The sequence below is a fragment of the bacterium genome, from assembly GCA_014360495.1.
In the GTDB taxonomy this organism is placed as follows: Bacteria; Armatimonadota; JACIXR01; order JACIXR01; family JACIXR01; genus JACIXR01.
This window is the reverse complement of sequence record JACIXR010000018.1, coordinates 1-12,201: the sequence shown is the minus strand read 5'-3', so window position 1 is coordinate 12,201 and position 12,201 is coordinate 1. Positions and strand designations below refer to the sequence as shown.

At 47.5% G+C, this 12,201-nt stretch carries 11 protein-coding genes, 4 tRNA genes and 1 pseudogene; 3 read left to right on the top strand and 13 right to left on the bottom strand.

The window, feature by feature from the left end:
• Window positions 1–55: 55 nt before the first annotated feature.
• Window positions 56–1,063, bottom strand: coding sequence for a Gfo/Idh/MocA family oxidoreductase (locus H5T88_10705; GenBank protein ID MBC7330798.1), 1,008 nt, complete (start codon window positions 1,061–1,063; stop codon window positions 56–58).
• A gap of 20 nt (window positions 1,064–1,083) precedes the next feature.
• Window positions 1,084–1,629, bottom strand: coding sequence for a flavodoxin family protein (locus H5T88_10700; protein ID MBC7330797.1), 546 nt, complete (start codon window positions 1,627–1,629; stop codon window positions 1,084–1,086).
• A gap of 304 nt (window positions 1,630–1,933) precedes the next feature.
• On the opposite strand from H5T88_10700, the gene H5T88_10695 reads away from it, so the two are divergent.
• Entirely contained in the window at window positions 1,934–3,856 is a 1,923-nt protein-coding gene (locus tag H5T88_10695) for a glycoside hydrolase family 127 protein (GenBank protein MBC7330796.1), read from the top strand.
• Between the two features lie 10 nt (window positions 3,857–3,866).
• On the opposite strand, the gene H5T88_10690 is transcribed toward H5T88_10695, so the two are convergent.
• From H5T88_10690 to H5T88_10670, 5 genes are read right to left on the bottom strand one after another with little or no spacing between them, the layout of a single operon-like run.
• Window positions 3,867–4,193, bottom strand: a complete 327-nt coding sequence (locus tag H5T88_10690) for a BMC domain-containing protein (GenBank protein MBC7330795.1) — start codon at window positions 4,191–4,193, stop codon at window positions 3,867–3,869.
• 10 nt (window positions 4,194–4,203) lie between these two features.
• The gene (locus H5T88_10685; GenBank protein ID MBC7330794.1) at window positions 4,204–5,028 is read right to left on the bottom strand and encodes an SDR family oxidoreductase; all 825 of its coding nucleotides are present in this window, start codon (window positions 5,026–5,028) and stop codon (window positions 4,204–4,206) included.
• A 15-nt stretch (window positions 5,029–5,043) separates the two neighbouring features.
• Window positions 5,044–6,453 (bottom strand): NADP-dependent phosphogluconate dehydrogenase, encoded by a 1,410-nt coding sequence (gene gndA, locus H5T88_10680; GenBank protein ID MBC7330793.1) that lies wholly within the window; start codon window positions 6,451–6,453, stop codon window positions 5,044–5,046.
• A gap of 12 nt (window positions 6,454–6,465) precedes the next feature.
• The gene (locus tag H5T88_10675) at window positions 6,466–7,947 is read right to left on the bottom strand and encodes a gluconokinase (GenBank protein MBC7330792.1); all 1,482 of its coding nucleotides are present in this window, start codon (window positions 7,945–7,947) and stop codon (window positions 6,466–6,468) included.
• The gene (locus H5T88_10670; GenBank protein ID MBC7330791.1) at window positions 7,935–8,951 is read right to left on the bottom strand and encodes a hydroxyacid dehydrogenase; all 1,017 of its coding nucleotides are present in this window, start codon (window positions 8,949–8,951) and stop codon (window positions 7,935–7,937) included. Before H5T88_10670 ends, H5T88_10675 begins: the two co-directional genes overlap by 13 nt.
• Before the next feature lie 304 nt (window positions 8,952–9,255).
• On the opposite strand from H5T88_10670, the pseudogene H5T88_10665 reads away from it, so the two are divergent.
• Together H5T88_10665 and H5T88_10660 are read left to right on the top strand one after the other, a co-directional pair.
• Window positions 9,256–9,324 (top strand): annotated as a pseudogene (locus tag H5T88_10665) (prepilin-type N-terminal cleavage/methylation domain-containing protein).
• Window positions 9,325–9,649: 325 nt separating this feature from the next.
• Complete coding sequence (locus tag H5T88_10660) at window positions 9,650–9,889, top strand: hypothetical protein (protein ID MBC7330790.1); 240 nt, start codon at window positions 9,650–9,652, stop codon at window positions 9,887–9,889.
• 45 nt (window positions 9,890–9,934) lie between these two features.
• On the opposite strand, the gene H5T88_10655 is transcribed toward H5T88_10660, so the two are convergent.
• The 6 genes from H5T88_10655 to H5T88_10630 form a co-directional block, all read right to left on the bottom strand.
• Window positions 9,935–10,924 carry a class II fructose-bisphosphate aldolase gene (locus H5T88_10655; protein MBC7330789.1) on the bottom strand — a complete coding sequence of 330 codons (990 nt, stop codon included), beginning with the start codon at window positions 10,922–10,924 and terminating at the stop codon, window positions 9,935–9,937.
• Between the two features lie 37 nt (window positions 10,925–10,961).
• Window positions 10,962–11,037, bottom strand: a tRNA-His gene (locus H5T88_10650).
• 6 nt (window positions 11,038–11,043) lie between these two features.
• Window positions 11,044–11,120, bottom strand: a tRNA-Arg gene (locus tag H5T88_10645).
• Between the two features lie 6 nt (window positions 11,121–11,126).
• Window positions 11,127–11,201: transfer RNA gene (locus tag H5T88_10640), tRNA-Gly, on the bottom strand.
• A gap of 3 nt (window positions 11,202–11,204) precedes the next feature.
• Window positions 11,205–11,281, bottom strand: a tRNA-Pro gene (locus H5T88_10635).
• A 229-nt stretch (window positions 11,282–11,510) separates the two neighbouring features.
• On the bottom strand, window positions 11,511–12,164 hold the full coding sequence (locus H5T88_10630; GenBank protein MBC7330788.1) for a hypothetical protein: 654 nt from the start codon (window positions 12,162–12,164) through the stop codon (window positions 11,511–11,513).
• Window positions 12,165–12,201 lie beyond the last annotated feature (37 nt).

Here is a 12,201-nt window from a genome sequence, read left to right as displayed (position 1 = left end):
GGTGGCTCTCCTTCGGAGAGCCACCGCCCTCAATATTGAATTTGAATGCTACCTCTCAATATAGCTCCTGAGGAAAATCTATGAATTGACCTTCCTCCGCGGCTTTACCCGCGAGCTCTATCACCGCTATCACCCTCCTCGCCTCCTCCGGCTTCACTACAAGCTCTTTCCCCCTCAATAAGTGGTCAGCTATGTTCTTATAATACGCATTCCACTCCCCCTTCTTAAACGGTATATTCCCCTCCATCTGCATCCCATTGACCATTCTCCTCATAAGAAATCCCTGCCTTTCCCTCCCATCCTCCAAGCTTCCCTCCGTCCCCAAAATGAACCATCTCCTCTTGCCCGCCATCGCTATTGAGGAAAGCTGGATGTAAGCAACCGCTCCGTTCTCAAATTGAATTATCGCCTCCGCGTTATCCTCGTTCGTAACATCCTTCCAAACAAGCTTGTGGCTGAACCCTCCAACTCTTTTAACCTTTGAGGGAATCAATCCCAATATCCAATCAACTATATGAGCACCCCAATCATAAAGAGCCCCGCCAGATATCTCCTTATCCGACCTCCACCAATATCCCGGATGCCCATATCCGCCCATAAAAACCTCTAAATGAAATATGTCCCCAATCAATCCCTTGCCAATCGCCTCCTTTAAAGCCAAGTAATCCCCATCCCACCTGCGGTTGTGGAAAACGGAGAGCATCACTCCCTTTTCCCTCGCCATATCAATCATTTCGCTCGCCTCTTTATAGGTGATGCAGAAAGGCTTCTCCACAATCGTATGCTTGCCAGCTGATAGGCACTGCATAGCTAAGGGATAGTGGGTGTTGTGGGGAGTGACGATTACAGCAAGCTGGAAATCACAGTTCTTCAGCAGGTCATCAACTGAGTTGAATGTTTGGACCTTTGGTAAATCCCTCTTCGCGGAATCGGTGCGGGATTTGTCCCTGTCGCAGATGGCTACGACCTCCATCTCTCCCGTTGAATTGATGTAATCGGCATGAGCCCTTCCCATATTGAAGGCGGGACCATAGCCTATTATAGCACATTTAATCTTCTCCATTTGCGGTTAACCTCCTTCAATTAATTTTCTTTCGCTAGCCAGCGTCCGGTTAGCTTCAAGACCTCTAATTTCAGGTCAAAGTTCTGTCTTCTTGCGGGAATGACATCCACTACATCCAACTTACAGGTCAGAAGAATTCTGTTTAGCTCATTGGCGCAGTCGGGAGCGCCGCCTCCACCTCCTCCCGCAACGCAGATTCCAACGGCTTTCTTCCCCGCTAAGCCTCCATCAGCTTGATGGAGTGAGACCCTGCGAAGGCGGTCAAGGAAAGCCCTGATGCTCTCGCTCAAGCTCCCGAAATATACGGGAGTTGAGAAAACGAGTATATCCGCTTCCTTCGCCTTCTCCAAAAGAGATTGAAAATCGTCATCTATACAGCATTTTCCCTCTCTGCAGGTTCCCCATCCGCTATCCTCACATTGTCTGCATCTCTCAATATTGAGATGGGGAAGTAAGATGAGTTCGCCCGAGCCTCCATTCTCTTTGAATCCCTCCAAGAGGGATTTTCCGGCTTGGGCAGTTCGCCCATTGGCGCCTCTGCTTCCGATGAACACGAGCATCTTCATAGAGATTCCTCCTTTGAAATAGAATTTTTAAGAAGATTATAGAGAAGATAAATGCTAATTGCCAATGCTTCTCTTTGGAGTCGGCTTTTCTCTCCTTGCAAGGCACTGAACCTGTCTGCCATTGCGAGCGATAGCGAAACAATCTCTTTTGCATAAGTGAACCACAATGTCTATATAACATGATTAAATACCTTGCTCCAAAAGCATTTCGTTGATATATTTGTTTTAATATGATATGAAAGCAAGGTTCCTTATCGTCCTTCTCCTTTTCCTCAATCTTTCTTATTGTAAGGAGGCGAGCAAAATGCAGTCCTATTCCGTCCCCACACCTCCCACTGAGGGAGAGAATCCCTTCTATATCGGCAATAGACCCCCTCTTCTTCCTAACCCCCTCATCAAGCTTCCCCTCGGTTCAATTGAGCCAAGAGGTTGGTTGAGGCATCAGCTTCTGTTGATGGCTGATGGGCTCTGCGGTCATCTTATGGAGATAAGCCCTTGGTGTAAATTTGAAGGAAGCGCTTGGGCGAGCCCAAATGGGGAAGGGGAAAGAGGTTGGGAGGAACTCCCTTATTGGCTTAAGGGCTTCATAGACCTCGGCTACATCCTCAAGGACGAGAGAATAATCAATGAAGCAAGAAGATGGGTTGAGGCTGTCCTCTCAAGCCAGGAGGAGGATGGTTATTTCGGTCCAAGAGATAATAAGAGAAACAACGATTTGTGGCCCAATATGATTATGCTCTATGTCCTCCGCTCTTTCTATGAGGGCACGGGTGATAAGAGGGTGCTTCCCTTTATGGAGAGATATTTCCGCTGGCAGTTGAACCAGCCTCCCGAGAACCTCCTTCCGGGAAGCTGGCAGAAGTGGAGAGGCGGGGATAATCTTGACAGCATTTATTGGCTATATAACCGCACGGGAGAGAAATGGCTTTTGGATTTGGCGAAGATAATCCACGAGAGGACCGCGGATTGGACGAACGGAATCCCCACTTGGCATGGTGTGAACATTTGTCAAGGATTTAGGGAGCCTGCCCAGTTCTATCAGCAGGCAAAAGACCCACGCTATCTTGAGGCAACGGAGCGAAACTACAGAACCGTTATGGATATCTATGGTCAAGTTCCGGGCGGTATGTTCGGGGCAGATGAGAATTGCCGACCGGGCTACACCGACCCAAGACAAGCAGCTGAGACCTGCTCAATGGTTGAATTTATGTTTTCCGATGAGATTCTCCTATCAATAACGGGAAATCCCGTCTATGCCGACCGCTGTGAGGAAATCGCCTTCAATTCCCTTCCCCCTGCATTCACTCCCGATTTGAAAGCACTCCACTACCTCACCGCCCCAAATATGATTCAACTTGACAGCAAGGACCACTCTCCACTTATCCAAAACGGCGGGGAAATGCTCTCCTATAATCCCTACAGCTACCGCTGCTGTCAACATAATCACTCCCACGGCTGGCCATACTTCTCCGAACATCTTTGGATGGCTACGAGGGATAGAGGGATAGCCGCTACGCTTTACGCTCCCTGTAAACTGAGGGCGAAGGTAGGCGATGGGAAGGAGATAGAGGTGATAGAGGAAACGGATTATCCCTTTGACGAGAGGATAAAATTCACTTTCCTTACGAGAGGGGAAGTGTATTTCCCCTTGTATTTGAGGATTCCCGGTTGGTGTAATGCTCCAAGGCTCCTCCTAAATGGAAAGGAATTGAAAGTTGAAGCTAAGCCCCTTTCCTATATAGTGATTAAGAAGAACTGGAGCAATGGGGATGTGCTTGAGCTAACTTTGCCTATGGAGATAAGGGTAAGGGTTTGGGAGAAGAATCATAATGCTGTATCGGTAGATAGAGGACCGCTCACCTATTCACTGAGGATAGAGGAGAAGTGGGTGCGTTATGGAGGAACGGATGAATGGCCCGCCTATGAGGTTTATCCCACAACTCCCTGGAACTACGCCCTGCTCGTTGACCTCAATAATCCGGAGAATTCGTTCAAGGTGGTTAAAAGAGAGGGGTCTTTGCCATATCAGCCCTTTAGCTTGGAGGGCGCTCCCATAGAGATTATAGCGAAGGGAAGGATTTTGCCGGAATGGAAGGAGGAGAACGGGATGGTGGGCTTGCTTCCCGATAGTCCGGTGAAATCGGAGATGCCATTGGAGGAGATAAGGCTCATACCGATGGGCTGCGCCCGCCTCCGCATATCGGCTTTCCCGAGATTGGAGAAATAATCTCTAAGGACTATAACCCTTCCTCTTCTATTCTATCTATTATCGCTCTTAGAGCGGTTTCAACTGAGGCGGTGTCGCCGAAGATGGCTATCATCGTCATATGCTGAGGACAAACTCCCCTTATCTCCTCAACAACCACATTCGCCGACTTTTCCGCTATATCAGCGGCTGCGAATATGTCCGCTAAATGTCCCTGAACCAATCCGACAGCGTCCCAAACGCCCTTTATCCTCTCCCTCCGCTCCGGGCTTACCCTCTGGGCGAGAAGGGCAATGGTATTGGGTGTAGGGGATTTAATAAACTTAATCCTTAATGTTCCTCTCCGTCTTTCTTCCATTTCTTTTCAATTATACACCAGCAAAAGCATTAAATCCACCATCAATTGGAATAACCGCTCCCGTAACGAAGGAACTTGCGGGAGAGCATAACCAAATAACGGTTCCTATCAGCTCCTCAGGCTCACCGAATCTCCTCATCGGAGTATGGGCGATGACCGCTTGTCCCCTCGGCGTCAAATTTCCTTTTTCATCTAAAAGAAGATATCTATTCTGCTTCGTCAATAGGAAGCCGGGAGCGATTGCGTTTACCCTGATTTTAGGAGAGAATTCCTGCGCCATGTATACCGCAAGCCATTGAGTGAAATTGCTCACCGCCGCTTTCGCAGCGGAGTATCCGACTACCCTCGTCAAGGGTCTAAAAGCGGACATAGAAGAGAAGTTTATTATAACTCCTCCATCCTCGTTCTCCAGCATCATTCTTCCGAAAACTTGGCTGGGGATTATCGCCCCGCCAAAGAGATTGAGATGAACGACCCTCTTCAGCGCCTCAGCATCAATATCAAAGAAGGAAACCTCCTTGGAGACTGTCGCATCGGGCATATTCCCACCAGCTGCGTTGAGGAGGATATCAACCTTGCCGAATCTATCCTTTATTTTCCTCGCTACTTCCTCAACGCATTTCTTATCAAGGGCATCCATATAATAGCCCTCCGCTTCCATCCCCTCCTCCCTCAATTCCTTAACCCTTTCCTCAAGGGGAGCGATATCGGTGAGGGCTATTCTCGCTCCCGCCTTTCCCAATCCCTTTGCGATTGCCCCCGCTAAAACTCCCGCTCCTCCCGTGAAGACGGCGACCTTATCCTTTAAAGAGAAAAGTTCCTCAAGATAGCTCATGCCATCTCCTCCTTCTCAAAATTTTTCCCATTCTATATGAAAAGTTCCTTCTTTATCCTTCCTTTCAAATGTGTGGGCGCCGAAATAGTCCCTTTGAGCTTGGATTAGATTCGCGGGAAGCTCCTCTTCCCTAATGCTTAGGAAGTAATCCAAAGAGGAGTTCAAAACGGGCGTGGGAATGTTGAAGTCCCCGGCGAGTTTCGTGATGGATTTTATTGCCTCAGTTTTATCGGAGACAAAAGAAACAGACTTTTCGCTATCCAAAAGATTGACATTCTCGGGGTTCTCATTGATGATTTCCCGGAGAAAATTCAGGAGCTTAGCTCGGATTATGCATCCGCCCTTCCATATCCGCAATATCTCTGAGAGATTAATCCCATAGTCATAGACCTCGCTCGCAGTGCTTATAAGCCAAAGACCCTGAGAAAACGACATAAATATTGAGAAAAGAAGGGATTTTCTCAGATTTTCTATCGTTTGAGCTTTCTCTATGGAGAGATTGGGAGGCGTTTCCGCATATCTTTGAGAGAGTTTCGTTCTTAAATCCTTGAAATAGGAAATGGTTCTCGCAACAACGGCGAGGTTCAGGGAGGGAGTGGGGACGCCCAGCTCCAGCGCGGACTGGGCTGTCCATTTACCCGTCCCCTTCTGCTCCGCTTTATCCAAAATCACTTCCACAATCGGCTTTCCCGTTTCCTCATCCTTAACTTTCAAGATTTTTGCCGTTATCTCTATTAGGAAGGACGCCAATTCCCCCTCGTTCCATTCCGCGAAAATATCTCCTATCTCCTCGGAGGGCATATTGAGGACCTTCCTCATAACATCGTATACCTCCGCTATCGCCTGCATAAAGGCATATTCAATGCCGTTATGCACCATCTTCACGAAATGACCAGCGGAATCCCTCCCCACATAAGTGCAACAAGCTCCGTCCTCGGTTTTGGCGGCTATCTCCAAAAGGATTTTCTCAACCAACTCATATCCCTCATATTCCCCTCCGGGCATTAAAGATGGTCCGTAGAGCGCTCCATATTCCCCTCCCGATATCCCCATTCCCAAATAAAGAATGCCTCTCTCCCTCAATTCCCTAATCCTCCTTGAAGTATCCAAGTAGTGGGAATTTCCACCGTCTATGAGCAAATCGCCAGGCTCCAGATAGGGTAAAAGGGAATTAATCATCTCGTCAACGGGATTTCCCGCCTTTATCAAAAGGATAATCTTCCTCGGCTTCTCCAAGGAATCGGCAAAGCTTTTCAAGTCATAACAAGGGATAATCCCTTCATCCTTCACCCTTTCCTTAACGAACTCCTCCGTTCGCGCGGTGGTTCTATTGAAAACAGAGACTATATGCTTTTTCCTCGCTATATTCAGGGCGAGGTTCTGCCCTATTACGCCCAAACCGATTAAGCCGATTTCTCCTTTCATTTACAACCTCCTTTACAATTGGCTATGCTTTTTAAAGGCATTTTTGAGGCTTTTCAGCAAGAATTTGAAGAACTCATATCTCTTTTCATAATACTCAAGCATTTCTTCCTCCGGATAATAAATTTCCTTCACTTTCACCAATTTTTCCCTTGCTTCCTGCAAGCTCTTGAACATCTTAAGGGCATAGAAACCAAGCTGGGCTGAGCCAAGGAGGGCGGGCTCCTCACATTCCGTTATCTTTATGGGCATATTAAAGACGGAGGAGAAGATTCTCATCCAAAGGGATGATTTCGTGCCTCCACCTCCCGCCCTCAGCTCTTTCATCTCTATTTCGTTTTCTTTAAGCGCATCAAAAGCCAATCTCAGAGTAAATGCTACTCCCTCCATTCCCGCCCTTATCATATGGCTTTTCCCGTGGTAGCTTCTCAGCCCCCAGAATACCCCCGAGACTATATTCCCTATTTCCGGATATCTCTCTCCAGTGATGAAAGGGAGGAAGAAAAGGTCGGGGGATTGAACCTTCTCAGCAAGGGATGTGAGCTCCTCATAGGGGAGGTCAAAAATGTTATCCCTGAACCACTTAAGGACTATCCCCGCGTTGTTTATCGCTCCACCTATGAACCATTTATTTGAACAAAGATAATAGGCTTGAAATCTCATCCTCTTATCTTTATCAATGACCGGCTTGGGATAAGCTATCCTCAGCATAGCGGTCGTTCCTATATTGATAACCCCAACCGAATCCCCCATTGCGCCAATCCCCAAGCCTATAGCCCCTCCATCGTAAACTCCCGGAAGAGCATACACATCTCTCCTCAATCCCAACCTTTCCCTTACCTCAGGAGATATCTTGCCCAATATCTCCACCGAGGGAACGATTTCCGGAAGGTTTGCCTCCGTTATCCCCAAAATGTCCAAAGGATAGGCATCCCATCTTAAATTGTTTATATTCATCAGCTGAGTGGCGGAGGCGATGCTCGGCTCTGTAAACGGCTTGCCTATCAATCTGAGAAGGAAATAATCCTTTGAGCTGAGGAAATATTTGGCTTTTTCAAAGATTTCCTTCCTTTTTCTCTTGAGCCAGTAAATTTTTGCGAAGGGGGAGATGAAGAGAGGTGGTGCTCCAGTTCTTCTGTAAAGTTCCGCAAAATCCAATTTTCTTGATAGTTCATTAAATGTCTCTCTTGGTCTTAGGTCCAAAAGGGTGATTAATCCCGTGAGGGGTGTAAAATCCTTGTCCAAGGGGATGAGACCGAATTGATAAGATGAAAGGACGAGAAGGGCGACTTTGTCCTCATAACCGTTTAAGACATCGCGACAAATGGAGACGAAATTGGAGAATAATTTCTCGGGATTATGTTCCGCTTTCCCCCTTTCATCCCTCTCTATCTCCAATTCGCTCGTCTTCGCCCTTAAAATATTCCCCTCAGGGTCTATGATTCCCGCTTTTATATTGGTAGTTCCTATGTCTACGGCAAGGATTAAGCTCTCCATTTTCCCTCCAAGACCTCTTTATTGATGACCTCATCGGGAATCTCTCCTTTAGCCACTCTCTCAACATCCAAGACGACCTTCTCTCCCATAGCTCTCAAGCATTCATATGTATAGGCGGCAGTGTGAGGTGTGATGATGACATTGTCAAATCTCAATAAGGGATGATTCTTATCTATTGGTTCGCCCTCAACGACATCCAATCCCACTCCCGCAACCTTGCCCTTCTCAAGAGCATCAAGCAGAGCCTCTTCGTCAATCAATTCCCCCCTCGCAGTATTGACCAAGATAACTCCTTCCTTCATAAGGGAGAATTCTTGGAACGATAGCATATGGTAATTCTCGGGAGCGAGGGAAGCGTTTAAAGAGATGATGTCGGAATTCCTCAGAAGTTCCTCTAAGCTCACTGGTTCCGCTCCCTTTCTTCTAATCTCTTCAACTGAAAGATAAGGGTCATAGGCGAGGACATTGCAGGAGAAGCCGTTCTTCAATATCTCTCCCACCCTGCTTCCTATATTCCCGAATCCTATTATCCCCACATTTTTCCCCTTTAATTCCCATCCGATAAATCTCGCCCTCTCCTTCCATCTCCCTTTCCTCACAGCGAGTGAGGCTTCAATCAACCTTCTCATAACAGCCATCAGCAAAGCGATTGCCATCTCCGCCACCGCTTCTCTCTCTATTTCTCCCCGCACCTTCGTGACGATTACCCCCTTTTTAGTGGCGCTTTCCAAATCTATGTTGTCATAGCCAATACCATGGCGAGCTATGAGGAGGGTTTCGTCTTTATTGGCGAAGAATTCAGAATCGTAGCGAGGCGATACGCTGGCGATTATAATGGGGTAACCTTTAAGCTCCTCCGCCAAGGTTTTCCCATCAATATGGGATGGAAATTCAAATCTTTTGATTTTTCCCAATCTTTTCAATCTCTCAATATGCTCGGGAAAGTACATCCCGAAGCTACTGGAGTTCACAATCGCTATCTTCAATTTTCGCTTTGCGGTCATATCTTTTAAATTCTACCTTCTTTTCCCTGAAGTGGGCAACCTCTTCTACGGTTTACTGAATATAAATATTGCAGGAGCGACTTTTCTATCATTGTGAGCGATAGCTAAGCAATGTCGGTTTTTGAGTTTTTACGAGATTGCTAGGCTTCTGCGGAGCAGAACCCTAGCAATGACGAAGCGCCTTTTTCCTTTGCAAAGTGGGAATTTCGTAATCTCTCAATATCTCCAAACGATTATGACACCTACTTAAAACGGTCTTGCCAAATATTTCTTCTAAAATAATTCCGAAAGGAGGTGATTATGAATGAAAAAGGGGTTCACATTGATTGAACTTCTCGTTGTGATAGCTATCGTGGCTATTCTTGCTGCGATAATATTCCCCGTTTTCAGCCGTGCTCGGGAAAACGCGAGGAAAACCACATGTATGAGCAACCTGCGCCAGCTTGGCTTAGCCCTCCATATGTATGCGCAGGATTGGGATGAGGGGTTTCCCATTGATAAATGGACGGGGAACTCGGATGAAAGGTTGTGGAGGTTGATTCTACCCATATGTTAAAAACAGGGGGATTTTCTATTGCCCGAGCGCCTCAGTTGCAGCTTCTTGGGACCCCACCATTGTTGAGTCGGACGAAAACTGGTCTCACGGCTGGATAACTTATCTGTATTTCTCCTGGTATGCAGATGACCCAAGACGTCCAATGCATAAGAAGCGTCCCGACCTCAGACCCTATATTCCTCGCGCCCTAACGGAGTTGAGCCCTCCTTCATCTTGGCTGATGTCTTGTTTCTTTCAACCCGGAGCTCCGTTTCTCCATTCCCAACAGCACGCATATATATTACCGGTTCTCTATTTGGATGGGCATGTAAAGACGATACCCGCAGGAAGACCTGTTGATAGTTTCGCTTACGACAACTTCGGTTTGCCCTTGAGTCCCTGAATTAAAAAAAGGGGGCGTCCTTTTCGGACGCCCCCTCAAATCTCCTTAGGAAACGGCTCCCGCAAAGAGCCTCATATATTCCTTTACCTTTTCCTTCACTCTATCCCTCGCCACCTTGCCCAGGTTGCGGAAATCCTTCTCGCTTGGATTAGCGTTATATGCCTCTATAAAGCCTTGGATGAAGGATACGGAGAGAATCGTCGCCACATTGACCTTCGTAACACCGCCCGTTTGAATTGCGTCAAGAAGCGTTCCCTCGCCTTCCTTCAGTTCTATTCCTTTCTCTTCAACATCCTTGGGAGTCATAAGGATTCCCGATGAGCCATGGGAGACGAGGGGAAGGGGCGTGCGCTTCTGAATCTCCACCAAGCGGTCTACCCTAACGGGCCAGATATCATCCCAGATTCCGTGGATGCTTCCGAAGGCGGCAGCGAGGAAATCGCATCCCGTTTTCTCAACGAACATCTCCACATCCTCTGGTTTAGCCATAAGCTCTTCAACGGATTTGCCAGCTCTTTCCCTTATAATCTTCACAGCTTCCTTAGCGGGAAGGGAGCGGAGATGGGCTATTTCGTCCTTGCTGAAGTAATCCTCAATTCGGGGGATTTTCCCAAGTTCAGCCTCAACGGGAACGCCTCTGGGATGGCACATCTCAACTACCTTGCGGGTGAGCTCAATGTTCTCCTCCAAGGGGAGGGAAGAGCCGTCAAAGAGGACAGCCGTAAAGCCATTCTCAAGCGCCCTCTCAATCTCTTCAAGTTTAGTTGCGTGGTCAAGGTTGAGGGCTATGCGGATGTTTGTTTCCTGGGCGACAATCTTTACCATTCCTGCTCCCAGCGCCCAGCCGGCGTATCTGCTTGCTCCCGGGCTGAGCTGGATGATGAGGTCAACGGGCTTACCCAGTTCCTGGGTCATCTCCTCTGCTGCCCAGACGAAGGCTTGAATCATCTCCATATTATTGGCGTTAAAGGCGCCGACCGCTCTTCTTTCCTTGAGAGCGGGCAGGAGAAGTTCCCTTTCATCAACTAAAGGCATTCTCTATTCCTCCTTTCATAAAAAATTTCAGATTGAATGGGGTGGGCGACGGGACTCGAACCCGCGCTCCTCAGGTCCACAGCCTGATGCCTTAGCCGCTAGGCCACGCCCACCGTCCTTGGCGCGCCTGGCAGGAGTTGAACCCGCAACCTCGAGGTCCGAAGCCTCGCGCTCTCTCCAGTTGAGCTACAGGCGCGAAAAATGGAGCGGGCGACGGGATTTGAACCCGCGACCTTCTCCTCGGCAAGGAGACGCTCCACCGCTGAGCTACGCCCGCAATTGGTCGGGGCGAGAGGATTTGAACCTCCGACCTTCTGGTCCCAAACCAGACGCGCTCCCATGCTGCGCCACGCCCCGCCGTTTAAAAATTATATTAAGCGAAAAATATAAAGTCAAGAAAATGTATAATTACATAACATTTGAGACTCCTTACACGACTTCCCATATCGCTTGGCTATAAACTTTAAAAAGGAGAATCTTTCGTAGGATTTTTAATCCTTCTTTGAAATTGTGCTTCTTGAAACGCCAAAAGCTTCCGTGGCCGCTTTCACTTCATTTATCTATATATTCCAATATCTTTTTGAAATTATTCACATATATTTTTCACCCGCTCGACCAACCACCATGTCCCATTAGGGTCAACATGGATTACCGGGTTTTGACTTCCATAAAGATACGAACCCTCCGGTTCATCCTTGATTAGGTCTCTCACCCCAAACCTCCCAACAACAGGATTATACCATCTTTGTGTCAGAAGATACATTTCTGCATCTCCATAATACCCGAGCTCTCCAACATAGAGATAGGGATTTGTGATTGCTCCACTCGCCTGTAAGAAATTTCCCCAAGCATCGTAGATTGTTGTGCTTTGGATGTTTTGATTTGCATCTGTTAGAGCCTTCGTTGAGCCAAGTCCATCGTAATGGTAGAAGTAAGAAGCGTTGTTTCGGCGTTGGCTTATCAATCCTTGACCTTGCGTGTAGTAAGCCAATATATTCGCTCCTTGAGATTCAATTATCAAATCGTCGCCGTCAAAATAGTAATCTATCGTTGTTCCGCCAGCTGTCTTTGAGATCCTCTTCCCTTCGTGGTCGTATCCGTAAGCAATGGAGGCGCCGTTTGGCAAGTTCACTTGAACCATCTTATCCTCGGAGTTGTAAACATATGTCGTTGTTTGACCATTTTCGGTCTTGGAGACCATATTGCCATCGGTGGTGAATGTGCCTTTTAAACCCGCCATCTAGTCTTTCGCCTCTTTACCTTTAATTCTTTTATTT

Bases quoted from the DNA above. Each gene is read 5' to 3' on its own strand.
- H5T88_10705 (MBC7330798.1), bottom strand. From the start codon at position 1,063: ATGGAGAAGATTAAATGTGCTATAATAGGCTATGGTCCCGCCTTCAAT.
- H5T88_10700 (MBC7330797.1), bottom strand. From the start codon at position 1,629: ATGAAGATGCTCGTGTTCATCGGAAGCAGAGGCGCCAATGGGCGAACT.
- H5T88_10695 (MBC7330796.1), top strand. From the start codon at position 1,934: ATGCAGTCCTATTCCGTCCCCACACCTCCCACTGAGGGAGAGAATCCC.
- H5T88_10690 (MBC7330795.1), bottom strand. From the start codon at position 4,193: ATGGAAGAAAGACGGAGAGGAACATTAAGGATTAAGTTTATTAAATCC.
- H5T88_10685 (MBC7330794.1), bottom strand. From the start codon at position 5,028: ATGAGCTATCTTGAGGAACTTTTCTCTTTAAAGGATAAGGTCGCCGTC.
- gndA (MBC7330793.1), bottom strand. From the start codon at position 6,453: ATGAAAGGAGAAATCGGCTTAATCGGTTTGGGCGTAATAGGGCAGAAC.
- H5T88_10675 (MBC7330792.1), bottom strand. From the start codon at position 7,947: ATGGAGAGCTTAATCCTTGCCGTAGACATAGGAACTACCAATATAAAA.
- H5T88_10670 (MBC7330791.1), bottom strand. From the start codon at position 8,951: ATGACCGCAAAGCGAAAATTGAAGATAGCGATTGTGAACTCCAGTAGC.
- H5T88_10660 (MBC7330790.1), top strand. From the start codon at position 9,650: ATGCATAAGAAGCGTCCCGACCTCAGACCCTATATTCCTCGCGCCCTA.
- H5T88_10655 (MBC7330789.1), bottom strand. From the start codon at position 10,924: ATGCCTTTAGTTGATGAAAGGGAACTTCTCCTGCCCGCTCTCAAGGAA.
- H5T88_10630 (MBC7330788.1), bottom strand. From the start codon at position 12,164: ATGGCGGGTTTAAAAGGCACATTCACCACCGATGGCAATATGGTCTCC.